Below are 25,002 nucleotides of genomic sequence, written 5' to 3'. Positions count from 1 at the left end.
AATCAATTGATTTTAGGAGATTCTTATTGCTGAATTTTTCTTTCAGACGTTTTAATAATTTATATAAAAATGGCTCTGGTGTTCCTGGTTGCTTTTCTCTATCTTCGAAAAAATCAAAATTGGCTTTCTTACTAATGAAGAAATTAAAACTGGCATTTTTTATAGCCTTTATATCGCTTATAATACATAGGCAGGATATGAATGCACAGGATAATGTAGCTAGATCGGAAATATTTCTGGTGATACTTGGGACTGTACAGGATGGAGGTTCACCTCATATTGGGTGTAAGAAAAGCTGTTGTACCGGTCTTTTTGAAGAGCCAGATAAGAACAGGAAGGTGGTCTCCCTTGGAATTGTGGATGCTTCGAATGATACTAAATATCTTTTTGAGGCAACACCTGATATTACCATCCAAATGAAAGCACTGGCACAGATGAGCACTTCTTCTCAACAGGAAGTTCCGGATGGGATCTTCCTTACTCATGCTCATATTGGCCATTATACGGGGCTTATGTATTTGGGGAAGGAAGCTATGGGAGCAAAACAAGTAAATGTTTTCGCCATGCCGAAAATGAAAAGCTTTCTTAAAAGTAACGGGCCCTGGAGTCAGTTAGTATCAAATGGGAATATCAGGATTTCTCCCATACGTAATGACGAGGAAATAAGTCTTTCTTCAGATTTGAAGGTGATACCGCTAAAGGTTCCTCACCGCGATGAATATTCTGAAACTGTAGGTTACAGGATCATCGGACCGAACAAAACCGCCTTGTTTATTCCCGATATCGATAAATGGCATAAATGGGAGAGGGATATTAAGGCTGAGATTGGGAAAGCAGATTATGCATTCCTCGATGCGACCTTTTACGATGCTGCCGAAATTAATAACAGGGATATTTCGGAGATTCCCCATCCTTTCATTATTGAGAGCATGTCGCTGTTCGAAGACCTGCCTGAAGAAGAAAAAGAGAAAATATATTTTATACATATGAATCATACTAACCCTGCATTAGATGAAAACAGCAGGCAATATTCGCGAATACTTGAGAAAGGTTTTAATGTCGCCCGCATCTATGATGAGTTTAAACTATAGCAGGTAGAAGTAAACCGTCCTATGTCCCGGTTAACAGGTATTATTCGATAAACCTGATTAGCTCTTTCATTTATCTTCTTCGTTTCAGGTAAGTTTCCATTTTTAATCAAGCCTATAGCAGAACCTGCACAGCTTAGGTATCTCTGCTATCTTGTTTTGTTTAAAAAATAAGTTAAAAGATTAAACAAAATAATTAAAAGTTATATCTTTATGGAAATTAACTAATTGAAAATAAAATTGTTATGAAGAAATTTATTTTAAACTCTGTTTTATTGATCTTTTCTGCTGTACTTTTTACGGCCTGTGAAAAGGATGACCCTTCACCTACAGAGCCCAATGGTTCTGATCTGGCTATCTATGAGGTAATGGACCTGTATACCGGTATAAATGCTAATGGTAAAAGTCCTGCGCCTAAAAAAGGAGATGACCCTATTGCTGTGATCGCTCAGCAGGGTGGATTTGACGAATTGGTTTCGGCGCTGGTTTATGTAGACTCCGAACTTGGTACAGGTCTCGTGGATCTTTTTAGCAGTGATGATGACCAGTACACCGTTTTTGCGCCTTCAGATGAAGCATTTGAAGATCTGTATGCTGCACTTAGTACCGAGGAGGCAGTCGTGGATGAGATCACAGACCTTCCTGCCGAACTCGTACTGGATGTGCTTTTATACCATGTAACCGATGGTAGAAGAGCGGCAAACAGCGTGGTGCCGCCCAAAAACTATAAGAATATAAATACCCTTCTCGGAGAGAAATTTCAGGTTAATACAGATGCCGAGATCATAGCCATAGGTAGTACAGCCCAAATCATTGCGGCCGATGTTTCAGCTTCTAATGGAATAATTCATGTTATTGACACAGTGCTGTTGCCTATAAATTAATATCCTCTATTGTTTTCATTTATTTTCATGAAAAGGCTATCCATCGCGGATAGTCTTTTTTTATATGGTTTTTCAAAATTTGAAACTTATATTCAATATCTTTTTACTTCAATTTAGCCGGTACCACCTTAATATGAAAGAAACAGAGAATACAAGGGATATATTCAATAAATATGCTGAAGGCTACCAGGATAAATATATGGATGTAAGCCTTTATCATGGTTCCCTGGATCTGTTTTGTGAAAACCTGATTAGTAAGCAAACTGAAATTTTGGAAATTGGCTGTGGCCCGGGGAACCTTACAAAATATCTGCTTTCTCTACGCCCCGATTTTAAAGTTCTGGGAATAGATCTCGCCTCTAAAATGATCGATCTCGCAAAGCAGAATAACCCAAAAGCAGAATTCTGCACTATGGACTGCCGGGATATAGACCAGTTGCAGCAGACTTTTGACGGAATAGTATGCGGATTCTGCCTTCCGTATTTAAATCAGAAAGAAACCTTGAAACTCCTTGGAGATATGTCAGCGCTGCTTAATCAGGGCGGAGTGGTTTACATAAGTACTATGGAAGCAGAACATAGCAAATCGGGATACGAAGGTTCCTCTTCCGGAGAGGAAAAACTTTATATAAATTATCATGAGTCAGATTATATTCTAAGAAATCTGGAAAAGCAAGGTTTCAGAATTCTTAAAACTTTCACTTTAGAAAACCCCTTAAATAAAGTGGGTGTGAAGGATCTGGTAATTATAGCTCGCAAAAGTATTTAACCGCTGTAACAAATTTCCGTGATGGAAGTCTATTCAAAAAACAGCCATCATGAGATACAAATTACTTCTTTCGATTTTTCTTTTTGGCAATTTTGTGTGGTCACAAATGCCAAGTGAGCTTACCAATGCTGAAAAGGTTTACGGCCTATCAAGGTTCTGGCAGGAGGTGAACTATAATTTTGTCTATCTGGATAAAGTAGATAGAGAAGCCTGGGATGATTATTATATTCAGCTCATCGATGAGGTGCAACAGACGCCAAACGACTATGAATATTACCGTTTACTGGAGAAATTCTCTGCAAAGCTTAAGGATGGTCATACCGATATCTATATGCCCGAAGCTGTGCGAAACCAGTTGACAGAAACCGATTTTGGGGATTACAGGATATACCTGACCAATATTGACGGAAAAGCCATCGTTTCTGCTGTAAATGAATCTAAAAGTGAGGAGCTCCCTGTGGGAAGTGAGATCCTGAAGGTGGATGGAATTGAAGCAAGTAAGTATATAGATCAGAATGTAAAACCTTATATATCTACTTCTGCAGAACACATCCTCCGGGATTTTGGCGTGTCCAGAATGCTTAAGGGTGCTATTGGTACTTCAGTAGAGATAGAATACCGTACTCCAAAGGACCAAATCAGGAATCTGGTTTTAACCAGGTCAAAAGCTGTAGAGGAAAAGATGAAGCCGGAAAGAGGCAGCAGGGAATTACTGGAATTCAAATGGCTTAACAAAACCACGGCATACCTGGCGCTGAATTCCTTTGGTGATGAAGCTATAATTAAAATGTTCGAGGAGAAACTTCCCGAAATAGCTAAAGCAAAGAGTATAGTCATTGATCTCCGCAATAATGGTGGAGGGAATACGAATATTGGGGTTGATATTCTCAAATATTTTGTGAAGGATACTGTTTTATACGGTTCGCAATCTTCAACCAGAAAACATCTTGCAACATATAAAGCCTGGGGGCGATGGACTCAGGAAAAGGATACTATTGGAAATCCGGGAGCCAGGGACACCTATCTTGCAGCTAAAGATCTGTTAATCCATGATTTTGATAATGAGCCATGGAAGATCGAAAGACCTGAACAGATCTATGTTATCCCCACCGTCATTCTATTCGGGCATAATACTGCATCAGCAGCAGAGGATTTTCTGATCTTCGTGGAAAATCAGGAGCATATGATTACTATTGGTGAGCCAAGTTATGGCAGTACGGGTCAGCCATACGTATTTGAATTGCCAAAAGGAGCTGCTGCAAGGGTTTGTACTAAGAAAGATACTTATCCTGATGGCCGCGAATTTGTGGGTTACGGCATACAGCCGGATATCCTGGTCCGGAAAAAACTTGAGGATTTTATCAATGATAAAGACCCGGTTTTGATGGAAGCCTTAAAATACTTTTCAGATAACAGATCCTTATAAAGCTGAAAGATAAAGGCAGATTTAGTTTTTATATCTTTGAGGTTTAAAAGTTGAAGAGACCACAGCCTTGATTTGGTTGAGGTCTCTTTTTCATTTTTCAGGATTAAAAAAATAATTTGACCGGACTATTTAATTTTTTCAGAAATAACAGAAAGGAAGTAGGTTTTGGCTGGGTGCTTACTTTTCTATCCAGTTTTGGGCAGACTTTCCTTATTTCTATTTACGTGCCAGAGATACTTAAGGCTTTTTCAATTTCAAATGGTCTTTTTGGCAGTATCTATGCGATTGCGACGGTAGCCGCATCGGTTATCATGCTTTCTATTGGCCATATGGTAGATCACAAACCGGTCAAGAAAATTACGGCGCTTACTTTGGTGGGGCTTGCAGTATCGTCCTTTCTGCTTGGAATTTCTCATTTGAGCATCGCTATCCTTATTATAGCACTTATTGGTCTGAGGCTCACGGGGCAGGGACTAATGAGTCATATTAGTCTTACGGTGATGTCCAGGCATTACGATTTGGACAGAGGGAAGGCTCTAAGTATTGCATCTCTGGGATATGCTGTGGGCGAGGCAGTATTTCCTTTGTTCATTTCCACACTTATCCTTTGGTATGATTATGAAATTGCTGCAATGGCAAGTGCAGCATTTCTGTTTTTATATCTGGTGAGGCTTTATTTCATGGATCTTGAATACTTTGACGGGGATCTGGCTTTGGCAAAAAAACCTTCAGCCCTTTCTCTTTTGAAAGACTATAAAGACCTGCTAAAGAAAAAGGTGTTTTTCATCCTTATGCCGGTAAGTTTCGCGCTAAGCTTCACCATTACTGCAGTGTTTTTCTATCAGTATGTGGTGGTTGAAGATAAAGGATGGTCGGTATCGCTGTATGCAAGTTTTTTTACGGCTTATGCCATTACAAGAGTGGTGTTCTCCATCCTGGGAGGAGTGTGGGTGGATAGATATTCGGGAAAGAAAATGTTTAGATTTTACCTGATCCCATTCAGCATTGGTCTTATTCCTTTTGCTCTGTCAGATAGTATTTTCGGAGCCCTTACTTTCCTTATTCTGGCTGGGATAAGTGTAGGAATGGCCGGGACCATAAAATCAGCCGTGCTGGCTGAAGTATTTGGGGTGGAAAAACTGGGCACCATACGCAGTGTATTCACCATGTTCATGGTGTTAAGTACGGCCCTGGGCCCATTGATCTTCGGCACTCTGATGGATATGGGAATTGAATTCCAGACACTTCTTATTATTACTTCGGCTGTGATGGGACTAATCATCCTTAATGCCCAGCGGATCCGGAAAATTCAGTATGCCTGAGACTATTATTTTATTCTGAAGGCTTGTGTGGTCCTTGGCTCTGTGCTTTCAGTATCATGATCATTATACTTCAGGAATTTCGCTTTAAGCCGTTTTACGATTTCCTTAAATTCAGGCTTTTCTATAAGGTTTTTCTCCTGGCCCAGATCAGTTGAAAGATCATAGAGTTCTGTCGCCTTATTCTCACGGTCTACCATGAGTACAAGATTGCCTTCACGAATGGCGCCATCAAAGGCAAATCCAGCCTGGTATAGTACAAATTCATGCAGGGGTTCATTTTCGGGCTGATTCCCGGTAAGGATTGGTAATAATGATGCGCTGTCCTTTGCCTGGTCTTCCTGCATGTTCTGCAGGGTAAGCTCATACATGGTGGCAACCCAGTCATGCCCTACGATCAACTGGTCTGAAACGCTTCCCGGTTTTATGACCGAGCCGGCCTCGGTTCCATCTCCCCATTTGGCAATGAAGGGAACACGGTGCCCGCCCTCATAAATAGAGGCTTTATAATCCCTGAGCGGTCCATTATTGTCATGGGAGGGATCTCCATAATGGGTTACCCGCGGCCAGAGCGCACCATTATCACTGGTAAAAATGATAAGAGTATTTTCAAGCAGGCCTTCCTCCCTCAGTTTCTCTATTATCTTTCCCACCTGCAGGTCCAGTTCATACAGCATGTCTGAAGTAACTGCACCCGTTTTTCCATAAACCTGTTCGTCTATGGTTTCAGGATCCCCGTCAAAATCAAAAGGAGGAGTATGGGGAACATGTATGGCTTGAGAAGCGAAGTATAATAGAAAAGGTTGATCCTTTCCCTGATGCTTGTTCTCCTTAACATGATGGTCTATGAATTGCACCGCTCCATTGGTTAGTATAATTCCTGCCTGGCTGGAGTCATAATTCACATCGCCCCGTGCAGGAACATTTCCAGCCTCAACTATTTCCGAAAGTCCGTTATCGCTAACCCTGTAAAAACCATTTTTAAGTAACCTCGTACTTTCGTTGGTTGCCGGGCTACGTAGGTCTACAGGCCTGTAATTGCCATTTTCAAAATAAGCATAAGGTTCATGCTGAATTCCGCTTAACAGCCCCAGCCAGTAATCAAAACCATGATTGCTAAGGGCGTCATCCACACCCCGGCTATAATCCATGGTATTGAGCTTATTCTTTTCTCTTATCACTTCACCATTAGCATCGTAAACATTTCCTCCAAGATGCATTTTTCCGAAGAAGGCAGTTTTATAACCCGCATTCTGCATGATCTCTCCTACGGTGATATGTCTCCCCGCATTTGTGCGGTCTCCGTTAAAACTAAAACCTGAACTATTGTTAACGTCCCATGAACCGCCAGGACGACCGTTGCGGTATGGATAACTCCCGGTAAGCAGACTAAATCGTGAAGGAGCGCATAATGCGGCGGGAGAATGAGCATCTGTAAATCGCATTCCCTGCATGGCAAGACTGTCTATGTTTGGAGTGGGGACGGTTCCACCATCTATTCCCAGGTCGGCATAGCCTACATCATCGGCCAGGATAAAGACAACATTCGGTAATTTATCGGGGTTCTTCTGACTTTTTGCGCTAAAGAAGAAAAGCAGGGATATCAGTATATATAATGTATAGTGCAGGGGTTTCATGGTAATTGAATTTAGGACTTGCAAAATAGGAAAAATCAGCTACCTGTAGTTACTGAAAACCTAAAACGGGTGACGCTTCAGCAGTGCCACCCGTTCCTATAAATGAGACTGAAAATTAATCTATGACTATTATTCCGGTAAGATAAACCACTTCCACAAGTTCATCTTCCTCATATTTTTCCTCGAGTATCAATCCAATGCCGGGAGCATAGTATTTCAGTTCGTATACATCTTCTTCAAAGGGGTTTACATCCCTTGTAACCAGTACGTTCTCGAAAGTTCCGAGGTCTGTCATCACTGTTTCATCTATGGCGATCACTTCAGCAAAATCCTCGGCCTCTCCCGCATACCATTCCTGGTAATAGAATTGACCAACAACAGGATCTGCAGGTAGCCAGTAACCAGGTAAGGCTCCATCGACTCCGGCTTCCCATGAACCTTCATTATCGATGAAATTTCCTTCCTCATCATAATTTTTAGAGTCTTCACCGAAATACCAGAGATTTCCGTCATCATCCTGAGCAAGCCAGTCATCGGTATCTTCTATGATCACTCCATCTTCCATCACATAATCCCTTTGAATTATTGTGGTGACTCCCATTACAACCTTAGTTTCAATCTTTCTTTCTATAAAGATCACTTCTGAAGGTTCATCAGGCTGTTCTCCATCTTCAAATTCGTAGCCTTGATATTCATAGATATGACCTGCCGGTGGCCCATAATACGGATTGGTAATGTTCGTAGGATCTGAAAATACTGCTTCTTCTATATCCGGAAGATCTTCGGGAGGTTCTGAATCACCTGCATCACAATTGAAGAAGACATGCTCATATTCCACATTTTCGTCACCCTCAAACTGGTCTTCGATATCTTCCCGGCTTAGACTTCCGCTTATCTCGATCTCTTCTTCTATGGTATAAACTCCTTCCCATTCTAACAGGGTCAGGGTGTAATCTATATATTCTTCATCGTCATCATAGATCTCCAGGTCGGGTAGAACCACACATAGAGGATCGGCATAATATTCACCATTTTCTTTAGTGCCGGTCACATTTATTTCTTCTTCATACAGAATATTATCACCTATACTTATTTCAACAGCATACCTTGCAGGGTAATGCCTGCCGTTATCATCACAGTAATTAGCGAAGAAACAATACTGGAAAAGGGGTATGGTTTCGAGCTCAAAGAACAGATATCCATATTCGTTCACATCCCTGTTGTCGTAACATAAGACCGGAACATCCATATAAGGCTTGGTTCCAGCCATCAGCTCAATGCTCATGGGCAGAGGACTATCAGAATAGGCGGCCATGTCTCCATCAATTTTTGGCGCCAGCCATAACAGTTCTCCAGCTTCGTTATAAACTGCAAAATGATCCAGGCCGTAGGTTCCCGGAGGCAGTTTTAGTTGAGGTATATCTTTAGTGAAAAGCTGTCCCGGTTCCAGATCGGCTCTAAATGGTGTGGTGGGATCTCCCAGCATTTCTGTATCCCCCTGCATTAGAATTATTTCCACAAAAAATGGGGTGTCATCTGAACAGTTTGGAATATCTGAAATAGACTGTTTCTGGCTGGATCGATTCATCATATCCAGGATCACAGTGTTAAATCTTAATTGAACGGTTTCTTCTGTCTGGATAGTTTCATTTTCTTCCCGGCTACAGGAAAGGAAGAATAGCAGGAAAAGCATAATGCAAACCTGCTGAAGATTATAATTTTTCATCACAGAATGGTTTATAAAAGATTAGTTGTTTCTTTTTATGGCAAACCGGAGCGAAAAAAAGCAATGTAGATTATAACAGTTCTAACAAATTTATGGGAAGATAAATGAGGCTGGGATGGGGTAAAAACCCCGTTTTTGTATCAAAGACTGAAAGGCCGGTTTTATTACCGGCCTTTTTTCTTCTTATTGTGTTTTTAGAATTCGATTATAAAAAAAATGATTGTACTAGAACCCTGTTCTTACTTCGAAGGTTATAGGTAGGCTGTAAGTTACGTTCACCGGTTTGTTTTTTTGATGTCCGGGCGTCATTTTAGGGATTAGCCTAACTACCCTCATAGCTTCATCTTCAAGTACTTTATGGGGTCCACGAGCATGTATATCTGTCACATCTCCTTTATAATCTATTTTAAAAACTACATAAATCCTGTTGATCCCTTTAAGACCCAGTTTTGCTCCAAGGTTTGTAATGAACTCATGTTTTAACAGTTCCTGTATTTTCCCCGACATGCATTTCTTTTTCGCGGCATTGTCTATTTCATTCTCACAGCCCGGATAAATAGGGATATCAGCAATCAGTACAAAAGGAACTTCCTCTATCTTTTCTTCCATTTTTTCATCTACAATGCCATCAACCTGTATCACTTTTTGAATTGGATCGTCCAGCCTGTTCTCATTGGATTTAATAATAGTCTCTTCTATTTTCAGATCGTCATCTATTATTTCTAATATTTCGGGGGCCGGAGGCGGAGGTAGGGGAGGAACAATCTGTGTCCTGAATTCAGTTACAGCAGGTGCTTCCGTAAGGATCATATCCACCTTAATTTCCTGGTTGCTATAACCAGAAACTTCCCCGAAAGACCATTCTATCCCGATATATGCAATACCTAAACTTATTATTAAACCTATTTGAAAGAATATCAACTTATATGTGTTGAGATCGGCTTTTGGGTTCTTCTTAGCTCTCATTACAGAAATCTTTAATTGACCCGGGGATTCTGACATTTAAATTAAATGTAAAAACCCGGTTAAATTATGACGGTGGTCATTATAGAGATGAATTCTGTTAAAATATGATTTCGGGATAAAAAAAGCTTGTGTAAATGAAGCAGCCAAAAAAGAAACAGGATTTATTGGGAATAAAAAAAGCCGACTCTTTAAAGTCGGCTTTCTCTGTGCGGGCGAAAGGACTCGAACCTTCACACCTTGCGGCACTAGATCCTAAGTTGCCTCGATGAAATAACAATAAAGATTAAAACTACTGAAAATCAATTGTTTAAATCAATTTTAATTCTAGTTGTGTTCAATTAAAATCATTAAATAGCGGCAAATGTTGTACCTATGTTGTACCTAAAAAAGCGTTATCTTAGAGAAGATCTAATAATTTCTGATGAATTCCAATGCTTCAATAGTACTCCGTAAAAAACCAAATAGAAGAGGGCATTTTCCACTTGCCATTCGTATTACCAAATATAGGAAATCTTCTTATTTGTATATAGGCCATTATATTGATATTAAGCATTGGGATAAAAATAAATGTAGGGTCAAGAAATCCCATGAAAATGCTGCCAGAATAAATAATCTACTTTTCACAAAATTAGCGGAAACCAATAAGCAGCTGCTTGAATTACAAACAGAGATGAAGGATTATTCTGCCGGGCAGATTAAAAAAGAACTCTCTATTTCTGAGAAGGATAGTAATTTCTTTGAGTTAGGAGATATTCATTTAAAAGAAGTTAAAGGAAATAATAAGTATGGAAGGTATTCTGTGGATAAAGCCTATTTAGGTCATATTGAGAAATATATAAAATGTAGAAAACTCTCTTATAAGGATCTTGATGAGGCATTTATAAGAAAATATATGCAGTATCTAAGAAATACAGCAAAAGTCTCTGAGAGAACAATAGCAAACCATCTTGTATTTATAAGATTAATCTTCAACAGAGCCATACGGCAGGGACTTATAGATAGGAAATTTTATCCATTTGGACGAGATAAAATTGTAATACGTTTTCCTGAGACGGGAAAGGTCGGATTAACAAGAGAAGAGGTTAAAAAAATAGAGGATCTTAAAAATAATCTTTCCAAAGAGGAACATCATGCCAGGAACGTATGGCTGTTTAGTTTTTATTTGGCCGGTATAAGGATTGCGGATGTTTTAAGAATGCGATGGAGTGATATTTATGATAATAGAATTCATTATACAATGAGTAAGAATTCTAAGGTAGTTTCTTTACAGCTACCAGATAAGATCCAAAAAATTTTGGAAGATTATAATGCTGATAAACAATCGGAGAATGATTATATTTTTCCTGAACTTAAATTAGTAAATCCAGAAAATGAAAAGAGCCTTTTTGATAGATCTAAAAGAGGAAATAGAGTTCTGAATTCATACTTGAAAAATGTTGCACGGAAAGCCGGTATAAAGAAAAAACTAACCATGCATATAGCACGACATAGTTTTGGTAATATTGCCGGTGATAGAATCCCTATCCAAATGTTACAGAAACTGTATCGCCATTCTTCGGTTACTACCACCATAATGTATCAGTCAAATTTTATGAACCGAGAAACTGATAAAGCTTTAAATAGTGTATTAGATTTTTAAAATATTCTTGGAATTGAGGAATGTTTAACCAACTGACAATTTTGCGTTATTTAAATTTTCTGATGACTACATTCCTGCGTTATGACGCCCAATTAATTCTATAACTATTTTTTCCAATTCTTTCTGTTTAAATTCAAACCAATCTTCCCTGTAGTCTGATTGGGCGATTAAAAAATTAAAAAATTAAAATTTTGAAAAGGTTTTCTTTTGTTCAAAGCTTGATGTAAACTATTTCGGAACCTATCATCTTCAACTTGGTTCTTAAAATGATCCATTATTTTAAAGGATTCGTAACTTTCAAATACTTCAAACTTTATTAGATCTTTTTTCTGTGATTTTACCTTATTCAAATCATCCCTGAAAATCTCTTTGTGATAATCTTCATCGCCTGTAGCCAGTAGCTCAATGTTTGGAATCCAAATTATTTCTTTGGTTATTTGATTATAATAGCAGTCATTCCCACAATCTAGGTGTTGGGCGATTTCTCGAATGATGTTTTTATCGGATGGTGTTGAAGCATACTCTAATATTGCAGCCTACGGAATATAACTCTAAAGTTTTGATCGTTTTTATGATAATGATTATATGTGATTGAAATCATAATTAAAGACAATATTGTCCTGTATTTTTGAATCATTATTAATTATTAAAAGAATCCTTATGGAATTTACTCCGGAAAGAACGGTGGCCGATTGTGTGACCGAGAATATAAAGGCCTCTCATGTCTTTAAGAAATATGGAATTGATTTCTGCTGTGGCGGCGGAATTAGTATTCAGAAAGCATGTGAAAAAAATGGATTGGATTACTCTCTTTTAGCTGAAGACCTAAAGAACGTAGGAAATCCGACAGAAAATGAATGGGATTTTAGCAAACTTCCTCTAGATGAACTTATAGATCATATTGTAAGTAAACATCATACCTATGTCGAGGCTAATATTCCTTTACTGCTTCAGTATTCACAAAAAGTAGCGAGAGTTCATGGAGGCAATAATCCTGAACTCATTAAAGTAGAACAGTTATTCCAGAAGGTCGCTGGCGAACTGGCAGGCCACCTAAAAAAGGAAGAGATGATACTTTTTCCGTTTATTAAAAAGATGGTACAGGCTGAAAAAGATGGTATTGAATTAAATGTTCCTCATTTTAATACGGTAGAGAACCCTATTAAGATGATGGAGGATGAGCATGAATTCGCTGGGGATACTTTTAAAGAAATAGCACGCATTACAAATAATTACACCCCCCCGGCTCATGCCTGCAATACATACAGAGCCTTATTTGATAAACTGGTAGAATTTGAAGAAGATCTGCATCAACATATACATCTGGAAAATAATATTTTACATCCGGGAGCTATGAAGCTTGAGAAGAAAATTAGATAGATTTTTTAAAATTTTATCAATTGTTTTAGGCGGATTAGTTTAATTAGAAGATGTTTAAAAACTTACGGTATAGCCAATTAAACTTAAATTATATACTTTTTTTAATTAAACTAAATTTTTAAAGAATATAATATATAATAATAGCAACATTTAAAAATAAACTTATCAATAAAGAATTGAAAACAATTTTAGGTTTTAAATTAGCCAATACAGTGGCATTGAATCCCATACATACACTTGTAATAAGAAATATTTGAAACATCTCTATTAAACTATTACCATTTATCATGACGAGCATTGCACTGGCAGCTCCTAAACAGCTGGATAGTATTATTCCTAATGTGGCGTGCATGTAAAATGATTCCTTAAAATCATTGAAAAATTTGTTGTAGTAATACATAAAAAATTCGATTATGATTACTTCAAAGTTAACTGTGAGTTTTATCCTATTTTATGATCTGAATCATATGATAAATTTAGAGAAGATTCTTTTACCGATATAATTTTCTGTTCTTGATCTTTAATTCATTCTTTTTTTGAAGATTACGCGTTGTACGTATTACGGTCTCAACTCTGAGACCGGTAAGGTCCGCAATTTCCTGTCTAGTTAATCCAACCTTAAATGAAAATGGTTCATTTAAATTATATATATTATATTTTAAATAGTCTAATAGGCGTAAAACTCTATGTTCGGGTTCCTGATAAGAAATTTCCGTAGCCATTATCGATTTGTAATAAAGTCTATGAGCAAGAGCCGTTGTTATTTTTAAATGAATTTCGGGTTGAGACTTTAATAATTTTATAAAAGATGCTTTTTTTAGTAGAATTATTTCTGATTTCGTTGTAGCAATTGCATTAGCCGGATAATCTATATCCGTAAATAATGGAGGTTCTCCGAAACTTTGAGGTGGTTTAAAAAAACTTTGGATAAATTCCTTCCCACTTTCTAGAATATTGTTCATTTTAACCTCACCTGATACGATTTGAAAGTAGTAATTTGCCTTTTGTCCCTCTTTGAATACGAAATCATTCTTACTAAAAGATTTAATTATTGCACCGTTTTTTAATAGCAAATCAGATGGGATCATTGATGATTTATTTTTCTGGAAATAGGTTAGGCCAATTGCATACTAATGTATATAAATATGCTTTGAAATTCAATTTATAGTTGATTTAAGGGATAACTCTTTTAAAAATTATTGCTAAAGAGCCTTTTCCATTTCTTTGATGACAACTATTTTTTATAAAGGAAAGAACTAATAAAAAAGGTTATGAACTCCATGAGTCACCTTGTAGATTAAAGATTTGAATTGTGCCTGGATTTGAATTTTAAGTCAATAATATTAAAAAAGGAAATTTCTGGAAACTATGCATTCTCGACCTGTGATTAACCCTATTTTACTTCTTGGATTTTACTTTCTTATTATATAGGATTTGAATCATAATGTAGTTATGTAGGAAACTTTTATGTAAATTTAACCTGTTCATTTTGCCTCCTAAAAATATTGAAAAAGGTTCATTTTCTTATAAATAAAGTAATATCTGTTGATCAAACCCAGATTCTTAATTACTTCGAGCGGACAAAACACTTGCCTTCACTATACTGAATCATAAAATCGTGAAATATTTCTTTTTAATAGGTGCTTTCAATGCTTTATTCTTCTCCCTCTTGATCCTACAGAAAAAGAAAGCCTTACATGACAAAATTCTCATTTACTGGTTGATATTTTTAGGATTATATACTGGCACCTATGCTTTTGTATCAGATATTTTATTTACCCATTTTCATCTTCTGTCGGTAAGTTTTATTTCTCTGCTCATGCTTCACGGTCCTTTTCTCTATTTGTATATTTCAGCCTTGTTGGAAAGGAATTTTCATTTTAATAAAAAAAGCCTGCTTCATTTCTTACCTTTCTTTTTATTCAATGTTTTCGTGTTGAGCACTCTTTTATTTCCAGAGGTATCAGGGAGGTTAAGATTAGATCATGTAGAACAGGAGCAACAGGCGCCCTGGTTATTTAATTTCTTTTTGGCGCTTACTGCCCTTTCCGGTCCTGCCTATTTCTTGTTAGCTTTCAAACTGTTTAAAGATTTTGATTTTCAGGTGAAAAACAATTTTTCCAGTCGTGAAGATGTGAATCCTGATTGGTTAAGAAAATTAGTTTATTCTTTTGGGGCCGTTTGGACGGTTTTAATCATCGTTGCCGTCATTCATCATGTTTTCAATTTATTCTCGTGGAAATTCTGTACGGATGGATTATTTCTATCCTTATCTGTCTTTGTAATCATGATTGGATATTTAGGTCTTAAGCAGAAGGAAATTTTTATTGATTATCCCCATAAAGAAATCGATTATGTCACCGATGCCGATACCGGTTATTCAAATGTTTTATTTGAAGATGCCGAAGCAAACATGTATCTAAAGAAAATTCAGGGCTACATGGAACAGGAGAAACCATATTTGAATGCTCACCTTAGCCTGCCCGATTTGGCATCTCAACTTGAAATTCCATCACATCACCTTTCAAGAGTAATTAATGAGAGATTAAAATTGAATTTTTTTGATTTCATCAACCAATACAGGGTCGAAGAAGTTAAAACTAAAATAGCCAATCCGAAATTCGATAATTTATCCCTGCTTGGCATTGCTTTCGAAAGTGGCTTCAATTCAAAATCGGCCTTCAACAGAATCTTTAAAAAAATGACCGGCAGCACCCCTAGTGCATATAAAAGGTCGATTACAAGATAATTCATCAAAAATACGAGAGATATAGGTGCCAGCTTCGAAAGTAGGTCGCTTGGGGAAGATATGAGCTATAGTTTTGTTCTAATAAATCAAAACGTAATTATATCATGAAACCAAAACAAAATGCAATTAAAAATTTTAAAAAGAATAATATCTCTAAAATTGACTACCGTAACATCTTATCGCTTTTAACCATATTCATTATGTTTTTTGTCGGCTCCTTACCAGCAAACGCTCATTGTGATTCTTATGACGGCCCTGTAATACAGGATGCACAGAAAGCTCTGGAAAGGAATAACGTGAGTTTAGTTTTAAAGTGGATAAGTGAAGAGCAAGAACCACAAATTGTGGATTTGTTCAACAAAACTTACAATCTTAAAAATAAGGATGAAGAAGTTTACGGAATTGTAAAAAAGCATTTTTTTGAAACCCTGGTCAGATTGCACCGGGAAACAGAAGGGGCTCCTTTTACAGGATTAAAACCTGCAGGTGAGACAAAACAAGTTATAGAACTTAGCGACCACGCCCTGGCAAATAAGGACGTTGATGACCTCATCGAAAAGTTTAACGCTCATTTGGGGAAAGTGATTAGAAAAAAATATTCGGTAGTTGCAGGCCTGGACAAGGTGAAAAATGAATCTGTTGAAAGGGGTAGGGAGTATGTTAGAGCTTATGTGGATTACACCCATACCCTTGAAGCTATTCATGATCTTATGGAGCATGATAGAGTAGCTCCTTCTCATAATCATGAATGAATTATAAATGTTAAGAATCCTCTGAAGATTTTATTTTAATACTATAACTCCTGAATTATGAACAATGCACATCTTCATTTACTTGTAAATCATTTACCATTTTTAGCTTTGGTTATTGGTTCGGTTGTGGTTCTGGCAGGTTTTCTATTGAAGAATAGAGATGTACGCCTCACCGGCCTTGGAATTTTTATTTTTGGATCTCTTACCTCTATACCTGCGTTTTACACAGGTGAGGGAGCCGAAGATATTGTTGAAAACCTTCCAGGTATCAGTGAAGCCTCTATTCATGACCATGAAGAATTGGCAGAGTTGTTTTTAAACCTAATGTTGGTTCTGGGGATTTTTTCTATAATTACTTTTATCATAGAAGTAAAAAAAATCAGGTATTCTAATCTTTTCATGGTCGTTTGTTTGTTAATAGCTGTGGCAAGCGGAATCTTGGCTGGTTATGTTGGAAACACAGGAGGTAAAATCATTCATTCTGAAATAACATCTACCGTGAGATTTATTGAGAACTAGGTTTTAAAAATCTATATGGACTGGAATGATTTAAAAAAAATAGGGTCTGTACAAATATAAAATCTGAAATGATATTATACACTTTAGATTGTTAGAAAATGCTTCAAAGTACTTCTGGCAGAAGAGTGGTCTGATTATGTCTTAAAATATTTGAAATTATAGAAAGATCCAATTGTGATTATGATCATATACTTTAAGCGTGATTTAAGGTACATTTGCTGCCAGTGAAACATGTAATTCTTGCAATTGCCCTGTTGATGATCTCCCGGCCGTTGTGGCCCTTAGTGGAGTACGCCGTGAATTACGATTATATCGTGGATAAACTTTGTGAGAATAAAGATAAACCCGAAATGGAATGTAACGGGAAATGTTATCTTACGAAACAGCTTGCAGAAGAGGCCGCCGGGGAAAAAGAAGACCCATATAGCAATAAAACTTCCAAAATAGAAATTCCCCTGATTATCATTTCTGAACGACTTCCGGAATTTCATTTCGCTTATGTAGAGGAATTTATTACCCTGAATGACTTTGGCTGTCGGCCAGATTTGTATAATTCACTATTTGTCACCAGAATCTTGCATCCGCCTCAGTTGATGTATTTTTTATTAGGGAGTTCCAGAGAATTCTTAAGGAGCTCCATTTTTTGAATTATTAAAACGCCGTGAGCCACGTTATGATTATAGATTGAATTTCTCCTTTAGGATATAACCCAACAATTATTAACAGGTATAAATATGGTATAATGCGGGAGGGGGTATTTTCTTTCTTTACTTTTTTAAAAAAGTAGCTGCTTGCTATATATCTAAAATATCTAACTCAAGATAGAGAATTAAAAATCATTATTTTCATTATAAAATATTTCGAAAAGATAAACCTAAAAAGTATGGAGGAAAAATCAGTTAAGGTTCAGGAAAAATTAAAGAAATATGATTCCCGTGGAGTGCAAACACTATTTAGGACAGTTTCACGAAATCATTATAATCTTCTAAAAATGGTAGACAATAAAGCCAGAATTGTCTTAACGGTAAATTCAATTATTACTTCCTTATTGATTGGAATTCAAGTGTTAAATGTAAATAATGTAAATGTAGATGTAAAAGAAAATTATGGTATAAGAATATTAGTAATATGTGGCTTAATTTCCATGGTTTTGGCACTTTTAAGTATGCTTCCACATCGATATTTGGGAAAGGAATTCAGAGCAAGTAATTATAAAGGGACCCTCTACGCTGCAAATTTTTCAAAACAGTCAATTGACGCCTTCAAGAATGAATTTGATCGAATAATGTTAGATGGCCAGAGTCTGTATAATGAATTGGTTAAAGATTTATATTTTCTGGGAAAGGTCATTTCCAAAAAACAGAAGTTATTAATGTTTTCGGTCTTTGTGTTTCTTGGTGGCTTAATAGCAGCTATTGGTTTTTTTTTACTGAATGAAATGGCTAATTAATCTGAATTCGTCCTTTCTTTAATTTTTTTGTGATACAGGCTCCCCGTAGAAGTTTCCACATGCTTCAGAGCAAATTTCTTAATTTCAAAATCTAAGGATTTCTGTCATCAGACCAAAGCGGATGACAGAGATGTCATTATGATAATAAATATTATAATAATCCATCCCTTTATAAAACTGAATGAACAAGCCAATATCTTCCAGAAATTTGGGATGATAGTACAAGGTAAGGGCGGCATTTAGGCGATCAATATCAAAAAGCTCCCAGTCATTTATTTGATCCAGTAATAAAGTAGTTTCGAGTTTAACCGAAAAGCTGGCTCTTCTGCTTTCGGTAAAAAAGAGTTTATCTACCGGTAATTTATAAGCCAATAAAGAGTTGTGCCATCTTAGACCGCTATAGGTGCCTCTCATCTCCGGAAGCATCCACTTTGAAGGGTGTAACTCAACTGATGATTTAAAGAATCTCAGCGCATTTTTCTTTTCATTGTAGAAACTCTTCAGGATCCCAAACTCCATGAAATTAGTGGCAAAATTCCCGGATCGAAAATTGATCTCAGTTGAAGTGGAATCTTTATAGAAGGTACCATCCTGCCCGTTTGAATGGTGAGCAATTTTTCCAAATACCGTAGTCTTTTTCAGGGGGCCTTTTTCTGACAAGAGGTGATAAACGGAGATTTGTGGGATATAACTTGGAGTTTGAACGGGATAAGAATCTTTGTTGTACATCCGAATCCTTACCTGTGGAGTTAAAACAGCCATCAGTTTGGAATCAGCCCTTTCCCTGATTACAAAATTAGGATTGACATTGGCTTCGAAAATAAGTGGCTCCAGGTCTCCGATATCGGTAGGGAATGTAATATAGCTATCACTCTGGTTTACCAGGGCTATTTTGGTTAGATCTAACTTGGGTAGTGTGTCCAGTTTATTCTGGGCAAATGTGATTATATGTAAGAACAGGAAAATTCCTGTCAGGGCTTTTATCTTCATTTATAAATAAGCTTAATTTTTTTCACGGCATCTTCAGACAGCATAAAACTCGCCTTTGAAAAATCGGGGCGGTTGGATAGGGAGATTTTTTGAAAATTAGTAAGTCCAAAACCTTCTTTAGGGAAAAAGAGTGTTTTATCAATTTCTTCATTGCTGTTTTCATCATGTAGAACGGTTACCGCATAGTGTCCTTTGGGTAGATTTTTAAATGTCACGAATGATCTTCCATTCACGATTTTACCTACTTCTTTTTTAAAATATCTTTTTAATTTCTCATCGGGAATGGTTCCTTCCTTGTTATATAGTGCAAATTGAGCTACCCCTTCAGAGTTTCTGAAGTTGCCAGCTTCAACCCGCAGGGTATATAAATTTTCCTTGGGGGTCTGAGCCATTGAGGATCCGATGGTAAAGGTGGCCAACAGGACAAACAGAATTTTCATGTAATTTTTCATAACTAGTTCTCTTTTATTGTTGTATTAAAGGCAAAATAGGCAAGGGTGCTGGTTAAAGCGATCCGAATGGCAAGAGCCATCAAGGTTTCCAATTCATAAGCTTCATTATTTTTTATGAGCAGGATAAAATAAGTAAGGCTGATAAATAACATGGTCAGTATGGCCACCAGAAGGTGCAATGCCCAGACTTTTGATAGTTTTAATCCTACTGCTGCCATCAGATAAAGCGGACTGGACAACAAGTTCATCCACAGGATAAAAGAGGGGTAATTTCCATTCTTTTGAAGAATAGTAGTAATATTAAACAAGACGGAACTACTGGCAAATAAGGTAATTACCCCAAAAAGAAGAGCACTGAGGCCAAGAATGTTATCTGATTTTAAATAATTCATTTTTCTGTTTGTAGCGATTTGTATCGCCCACGTTTTAGGTTGTTTTCTTGTAACTCCACACAGCCAGCGCATTCATGACCAGGGCATATCCCGATATAATAGTTAGTTGTGGCATAATATCATTTAAGCCTGATCCTTTGAGCATGACCATTCTAATGATTTCTACAAAATATCTGATTGGATTGAGGAGGGTTATTTTTTGGGCCCAATCAGGCATACTCTCTATGGGGGTAAAGAGTCCGCTCATCAAAATGAAAATGACTACAAAGAACCAGGCAATAAACATAGCTTGTTGTTGGGTATCGGTGTAATTGGATATAAAAAGTCCCATTCCTAGAATGACCAGGAGGTAGATAGTGGTAAACAGATAAATAAGCGGAATACTTCCGATCATGGGCACTGCAAAGATGACCTTTGAAATTATCAGGCCTATGGTCATAATGAGAAGACCGAGAGCCCAGAATGGAAACAGCTTTCCTATTATGAACTGGTATTTCTTTATGGGCGTTACGTTGATCTGTTCAAGGGTTCCAATTTCTTTTTCCCGCACAATATTCATCCCGGAGAGGAACAGGGTTAGCATGGTCACCAGCAGTACCAATATTCCGGGAACCATAAAGATTTTGTAATTGAGGGTGTTGTTGTACCAGAAGGAAGGAACCGTCAATACATTTATTTGTTGGTTTTGACGAGGATTGAAGCCCATGGCACTTATGACAATATCCCTGTTGAAATTTTTGATGATCTGGTTGATATATACACTTTCTACTCCTGCCTTTGAACCGTCAATGGCATTGATATATAGTCCCAGGTCAGTTTGCTGTTCCCTCACTAGCTGTTCTTCAAAATTGGAAGGAATCTCCAGGATAACATCTATTTCTCCTTTTTCCATACTTTCATAGGCCAGGCTATGTGCTGGAAAGGATTGAAGCACCACAAAATATCTGGAGGCCTCAAAATCTTCGATAAGAGCTCGTGAAGTGGAGCTTTTGTCATGATCTACGTAGGAGAATTTAATGTTCTCGATATCGAAGGTGGCGGCATTTGATAAAATGATCAGTTGCAGAAGGGGAAGCACAAAAATAATGGGTAACATCCCTTTGTTCCTGAATATCTGCCGAAACTCCTTTTGTACTATATAGCTTATGGTTTTCATTATTCTAGTCTAATTTTATACTTTTTGATGCTTAGGGCAATCAAGAAAATGGCCATTACAACCAGGATCAGGGTTTCTTTCCACAGGTAGATAATACCGACTCCTTTCAACATGATTCCTTTAAGAATAATTATGAACCATTTTGCAGGGATAAAGTGGCTGATATACTGTAGAAGATGGGGCATACTGGAAATAGGAAAAATAAATTCAGATAAGAGGATTACCGGTAGCATTAATCCCATTAGGGAGATCATCATAGCTGTTTGCTGGGTTTCAGCAACAGTAGAGATGAGAATTCCCAAGGACAGTGCAGTAATAATGAACAATACCGTTTCAAATGCCAGCAGGATCAAACTACCCTCTATGGGCATTTCAAAAATTGTTACTCCCAGGATGAGTATGACCAAAGCATTTATAATCGAAAGAAATATGTAGGGGAAAACTTTTCCCACAACTACCTGCACAGGCTTTAAAGGTGAAACCAGCAAAATTTCCATAGTTCCCAGTTCTTTTTCACGTGTAATGGAGATTGATGTCATCATGGCGGAGACCAGCATGAGGATGACTGTCATTACGCCCGGAAGAAAATTGAACACACTTTTAAGCTCTGCATTGAAGTACATTCGTGTCTGCACCCGGATTTCGACACCTGCGCTTGAGGATTCGTTTAATTCCTGCTGGTAGTGCTGGATGATGGACTGGATATAATTTACAATGGTGTTCGCAGTATTAGGTTCTGTAGCATCGGTGATCACCTGAATCTTTCCAAGTTGCAGGGCGTGCAGGTTTTCTGCAAAGCCTTCTTCAAAGACAAGGAAAGCTTTCACTTCTCCTTTTTTGAAAACCGATTCAATCTGGTTTTCATTATCCACCACATTTCCTATGGTGAAATATTCCGAAGCATTGATCTTATCGATTATTTTTCGGGATTCATGATCTTTTGATTTGTCTAGTATTCCGATTTCAACATTGTTGATCTCGTTTGTTATGGCAAAGCCGAAGAGCAGGATCTGGGCTATGGGCATTCCAAATAATATGAACATAGAGCGTTTATCACGAAATATGTGATAGAACTCTTTTTTTACAAATCCGATGAAACGTTTCATATAAGTTTTTTAAGCATGGTACAGATCATTCGACATTCCTGGCCAGTCTCAGGAATACTCCATCCATTGAATCGGTGTTATATTCCCTTTTCAAATTTTTTGGTGTGTCCAAAGCTTCAATTTTTCCTTCCACCATTATGGATACCCGGTCACAGTATTCCGCTTCATCCATATAATGTGTTGTCACGAATATGGTAGTTCCCTGGGAGGCCTGTTTGTAAATTAATTCCCAGAACTGGCGGCGGGTAATAGGATCTACGCCCCCCGTGGGTTCATCCAGGAAAACAATCCTGGGTTCATGTAACAAGGCTACTGAAAAAGCTAGTTTCTGTTTCCAGCCTAAAGGCAGGGCCCCCACCAGTTTATTAGCGACATCCTGCAACCCCAGGCTTTTAATTACTTCCCTGATTTTTGTTTTTATGGTCTTGCGGTCAAGACCATAAATACCACCAAAGAATGTGATATTCTCTTTTATAGTGAGATCATCATACATGGAGAATTTCTGGCTCATGTATCCAATATTCCTCTTGATCCTGTCAGGCTGGGAGTAGACGTCAAAGTCGGTCACAGAAGCCTTCCCGGATGAGGGTTTGGAAATTCCGATGAGCATTTTCATGGCTGTGGTTTTTCCGGCGCCATTCGCTCCCAGGAAGCCAAATATTTCTCCTTTGTATGTTTTAAAGGAAATTTCATTGACCGCTGTGAAATCACCAAACTTCTTGGTCAGATTTTCGACATCTATTACGGTTTCTTCAGACTTCATTATCTTTGGCTTTAATGTCTTTTGTTCTGGACAAGTCCATAAAAATATCTTCGATCCCGGGGGAGGTTGCCTCTATAAACACTTTCACATGACCTTTTTCTTCCAGATATTTTTTTAGTTCTTCAGGAGCAAATTCATCATTGGAGTGGGTGTAATGGACAAATTCCCCAAAGGCGAATACGCTGTCATTCTCAGGATATTCTTTTAGATCCTGGATAAGTTTATACATATCCTTGGATTCAACATTATAGATCTGTTTTTCATGCTCCTCAATAATATTTGAAGGAGTATCTATTTTCAATATTCTTCCGGCCTGAATAAGAGCTATCCGGTCGCATAAGGCAGCTTCATCCATATAGGGGGTAGAGACCAGGGTAGTGATTCCTTTGTTATTCAATCTTTTCAGCATGTCCCAAAATTCCTTTCTTGAAACCGGGTCGACTCCAGTAGTTGGCTCATCCAGGAACAAAACCTTCGGCTTATGGATTAGTGCACAGGAAAGGGCCAGCTTTTGTTTCATTCCTCCTGAAAGTTTTCCGGCTCTTCTTTTCTTGAAGGGTTCGATCTGGAGGTATATATCTTTGATGAGATCGTAATTTTCTTCTATGGTAGTCCCGAAAATGGTAGCAAAAAATTTCAGGTTTTCTTCTACGGTCAGGTCCTGATATAAAGAGAATTTCCCGGGCATGTATCCAACCGACTTTCGGATTTCCTTGTACTCTTTCACAACATCATATCCTGCGACTGTAGCTTCTCCCCTATCTGTAAAAAGCAAGGTGGTTAGGATCCGGAAAAGGGTTGTTTTTCCTGCACCATCGGGACCAATAAGCCCGAACAATTCCCCCGGTTTTACCTCAAAGGAAATGTCCTTTACGGCAGTGACCTTCTTGTAAGACTTCGTAATATTTTCTAATATGATACTCATGTCGTTCTTTATATTTAACTACTCTGTAGTCGATAACCACATTTCTGCCGGCATTCCTATTTTAAGCGATCCGTCGTTTTCTACTTCTATGTCTACGGCATAGACCAGGTTGGCTCTTTCTTCCCGTGTCTGAATTGTTTTGGGAGTAAATTCGGCCGAGGATGATATCCAGCTGATATGGCCGGGGTAAGATTTCATTTGTTCTTTTTTAGAATCTATTTTCACTCGTACTTCCTGGCCCAGCTCAATATCTGAAAGCTGGACTTCACTGATATACACCCGCAGGGTCAAAACATCCAGATCAGCGATCTTGTACAGGGGTCTTCCGAAGGCGGTAATTTCCCCGGTTTCGGCATAGGTGGCAAGAACAGTTCCCTTTATGGGGTTTTCAATGATGCTTTTTTCAATGAGGTCATTGAACTTTGCAATCTGCGCGTCGATCAATTGCATTTCATTTACAATAGGGGAGTTCTTAGTCCTCACATTTTTTATTTCTTCCCTGATTACCTGCACTTCCCCTTCAGCCTGGTCTACCTGCCGCTGGGTTGCGGCGTTTTCTCCAAAGAGGTTCTTTACACGCTTTTCTTCACGTTCCGCAATTTTTAGTTTCTCATTAAGAACATCTATTTGAGAGAAGACACTTTGGGATTTCGAAGCTACAGTCTGTTTAGAGGCCTGGAGTTGTTGTATTTCTAAATGTAGCTGCGTGGTATCGATCAGGGCTACATGGATCCCAGGTTCTATTTGCTCTCCTTCCTTGGCTTTAAAATATTTTATTTTTCCCTGGGCTTCCGAAGAAATGATGACTTCTGTGGCCTCAAAGTTACCGTATCCATCTGCTTTGTTATCATCATTGCAGGATGTAAAGCCAAAAATTGTAAATGATACCAGTATGGTTAATCCTTTTTTCATCG

The 25,002-nt window shown here is 37.8% G+C and carries 24 protein-coding genes; 12 read left to right on the top strand and 12 right to left on the bottom strand.

The window, feature by feature from the left end:
- Positions 1–134: 134 nt before the first annotated feature.
- From LU635_RS04655 to LU635_RS04635, 5 genes are all read left to right on the top strand, one after another.
- Positions 135–1,091, top strand: a complete 957-nt coding sequence (locus tag LU635_RS04655; protein ID WP_341482114.1) for an MBL fold metallo-hydrolase — start codon at positions 135–137, stop codon at positions 1,089–1,091.
- A 242-nt stretch (positions 1,092–1,333) separates the two neighbouring features.
- Positions 1,334–1,972 carry a fasciclin domain-containing protein gene (locus LU635_RS04650; protein WP_240096705.1) on the top strand — a complete coding sequence of 213 codons (639 nt, stop codon included), beginning with the start codon at positions 1,334–1,336 and terminating at the stop codon, positions 1,970–1,972.
- Positions 1,973–2,105: 133 nt separating this feature from the next.
- On the top strand, positions 2,106–2,741 hold the full coding sequence (locus tag LU635_RS04645) for a class I SAM-dependent methyltransferase (RefSeq protein WP_240096703.1): 636 nt from the start codon (positions 2,106–2,108) through the stop codon (positions 2,739–2,741).
- Positions 2,742–2,790: 49 nt separating this feature from the next.
- Positions 2,791–4,167, top strand: coding sequence for a S41 family peptidase (locus LU635_RS04640; RefSeq protein WP_240096701.1), 1,377 nt, complete (start codon positions 2,791–2,793; stop codon positions 4,165–4,167).
- Positions 4,168–4,283: 116 nt separating this feature from the next.
- A complete protein-coding gene (locus LU635_RS04635) occupies positions 4,284–5,489 on the top strand; it encodes an MFS transporter (RefSeq protein WP_240096699.1) in 1,206 nt (401 codons plus the stop codon).
- A gap of 5 nt (positions 5,490–5,494) precedes the next feature.
- Here the strand turns inward: LU635_RS04635 and LU635_RS04630 are convergent, their stop codons facing one another.
- From LU635_RS04630 to LU635_RS04620, 3 genes are all read right to left on the bottom strand, one after another.
- Positions 5,495–7,123, bottom strand: a complete 1,629-nt coding sequence (locus LU635_RS04630; RefSeq protein WP_240096697.1) for a sulfatase-like hydrolase/transferase — start codon at positions 7,121–7,123, stop codon at positions 5,495–5,497.
- A gap of 115 nt (positions 7,124–7,238) precedes the next feature.
- Entirely contained in the window at positions 7,239–8,849 is a 1,611-nt protein-coding gene (locus LU635_RS04625; RefSeq protein WP_240096695.1) for a hypothetical protein, read from the bottom strand.
- Between the two features lie 225 nt (positions 8,850–9,074).
- Entirely contained in the window at positions 9,075–9,815 is a 741-nt protein-coding gene (locus LU635_RS04620) for an energy transducer TonB (protein WP_240096693.1), read from the bottom strand.
- A gap of 421 nt (positions 9,816–10,236) precedes the next feature.
- On the opposite strand from LU635_RS04620, the gene LU635_RS04615 reads away from it, so the two are divergent.
- Positions 10,237–11,454 carry a site-specific integrase gene (locus LU635_RS04615; protein WP_240096691.1) on the top strand — a complete coding sequence of 406 codons (1,218 nt, stop codon included), beginning with the start codon at positions 10,237–10,239 and terminating at the stop codon, positions 11,452–11,454.
- A 660-nt stretch (positions 11,455–12,114) separates the two neighbouring features.
- Positions 12,115–12,834, top strand: a complete 720-nt coding sequence (ric, locus tag LU635_RS04605; protein ID WP_240096689.1) for an iron-sulfur cluster repair di-iron protein — start codon at positions 12,115–12,117, stop codon at positions 12,832–12,834.
- A gap of 491 nt (positions 12,835–13,325) precedes the next feature.
- On the opposite strand, the gene LU635_RS04600 is transcribed toward ric, so the two are convergent.
- On the bottom strand, positions 13,326–13,922 hold the full coding sequence (locus LU635_RS04600; protein ID WP_240096687.1) for a Crp/Fnr family transcriptional regulator: 597 nt from the start codon (positions 13,920–13,922) through the stop codon (positions 13,326–13,328).
- An 848-nt stretch (positions 13,923–14,770) separates the two neighbouring features.
- Between LU635_RS04600 and LU635_RS04595 the strand changes: the two genes are divergently transcribed.
- The 5 genes from LU635_RS04595 to LU635_RS04575 all read left to right on the top strand — a co-directional run bounded on the left by LU635_RS04595 (position 14,771) and on the right by LU635_RS04575 (position 18,304).
- Positions 14,771–15,583, top strand: a complete 813-nt coding sequence (locus LU635_RS04595) for a helix-turn-helix domain-containing protein (RefSeq protein WP_240096685.1) — start codon at positions 14,771–14,773, stop codon at positions 15,581–15,583.
- Between the two features lie 104 nt (positions 15,584–15,687).
- Positions 15,688–16,335: a DUF6448 family protein gene (locus LU635_RS04590; RefSeq protein WP_240096683.1), complete on the top strand. Its 648-nt coding sequence runs from the start codon at positions 15,688–15,690 to the stop codon at positions 16,333–16,335.
- A 57-nt stretch (positions 16,336–16,392) separates the two neighbouring features.
- Positions 16,393–16,854 carry a hypothetical protein gene (locus LU635_RS04585; protein ID WP_240096681.1) on the top strand — a complete coding sequence of 154 codons (462 nt, stop codon included), beginning with the start codon at positions 16,393–16,395 and terminating at the stop codon, positions 16,852–16,854.
- A 224-nt stretch (positions 16,855–17,078) separates the two neighbouring features.
- Positions 17,079–17,501, top strand: a complete 423-nt coding sequence (locus tag LU635_RS04580; protein WP_240096679.1) for a hypothetical protein — start codon at positions 17,079–17,081, stop codon at positions 17,499–17,501.
- A 236-nt stretch (positions 17,502–17,737) separates the two neighbouring features.
- The gene (locus LU635_RS04575; protein ID WP_240096677.1) at positions 17,738–18,304 is read left to right on the top strand and encodes a Pycsar system effector family protein; all 567 of its coding nucleotides are present in this window, start codon (positions 17,738–17,740) and stop codon (positions 18,302–18,304) included.
- 84 nt (positions 18,305–18,388) lie between these two features.
- Here LU635_RS04575 and LU635_RS04570 read toward each other — a convergent pair whose 3' ends face one another.
- The 8 genes from LU635_RS04570 to LU635_RS04535 are packed head-to-tail and all read right to left on the bottom strand — an operon-like array spanning position 18,389 to position 25,000.
- Positions 18,389–19,294 (bottom strand): hypothetical protein, encoded by a 906-nt coding sequence (locus LU635_RS04570; protein WP_240096675.1) that lies wholly within the window; start codon positions 19,292–19,294, stop codon positions 18,389–18,391.
- Positions 19,291–19,746: a DUF2141 domain-containing protein gene (locus LU635_RS04565; RefSeq protein WP_240096672.1), complete on the bottom strand. Its 456-nt coding sequence runs from the start codon at positions 19,744–19,746 to the stop codon at positions 19,291–19,293. Before LU635_RS04565 ends, LU635_RS04570 begins: the two co-directional genes overlap by 4 nt.
- Before the next feature lie 2 nt (positions 19,747–19,748).
- Positions 19,749–20,138: a hypothetical protein gene (locus LU635_RS04560; RefSeq protein ID WP_240096670.1), complete on the bottom strand. Its 390-nt coding sequence runs from the start codon at positions 20,136–20,138 to the stop codon at positions 19,749–19,751.
- A 34-nt stretch (positions 20,139–20,172) separates the two neighbouring features.
- On the bottom strand, positions 20,173–21,294 hold the full coding sequence (locus LU635_RS04555) for an ABC transporter permease (protein WP_240096668.1): 1,122 nt from the start codon (positions 21,292–21,294) through the stop codon (positions 20,173–20,175).
- A complete protein-coding gene (locus tag LU635_RS04550; protein WP_240096666.1) occupies positions 21,294–22,400 on the bottom strand; it encodes an ABC transporter permease in 1,107 nt (368 codons plus the stop codon). The genes LU635_RS04555 and LU635_RS04550 overlap by 1 nt, the downstream gene beginning before the upstream one ends.
- Before the next feature lie 25 nt (positions 22,401–22,425).
- Positions 22,426–23,163, bottom strand: coding sequence for an ABC transporter ATP-binding protein (locus tag LU635_RS04545; protein ID WP_240096664.1), 738 nt, complete (start codon positions 23,161–23,163; stop codon positions 22,426–22,428).
- Positions 23,153–24,088 carry an ABC transporter ATP-binding protein gene (locus LU635_RS04540; protein WP_240096661.1) on the bottom strand — a complete coding sequence of 312 codons (936 nt, stop codon included), beginning with the start codon at positions 24,086–24,088 and terminating at the stop codon, positions 23,153–23,155. Before LU635_RS04540 ends, LU635_RS04545 begins: the two co-directional genes overlap by 11 nt.
- An 18-nt stretch (positions 24,089–24,106) precedes the next feature.
- Positions 24,107–25,000 carry an HlyD family secretion protein gene (locus LU635_RS04535; RefSeq protein WP_240096659.1) on the bottom strand — a complete coding sequence of 298 codons (894 nt, stop codon included), beginning with the start codon at positions 24,998–25,000 and terminating at the stop codon, positions 24,107–24,109.
- Positions 25,001–25,002 lie beyond the last annotated feature (2 nt).

The sequence above is a fragment of the Christiangramia crocea genome (assembly GCF_022410465.1).
Taxonomy (GTDB): Bacteria; Bacteroidota; Bacteroidia; order Flavobacteriales; family Flavobacteriaceae; genus Christiangramia; species Christiangramia crocea.
Note: the sequence above shows the minus strand (reverse complement) of the source record. Positions and strands in the feature narration are given on the sequence as shown.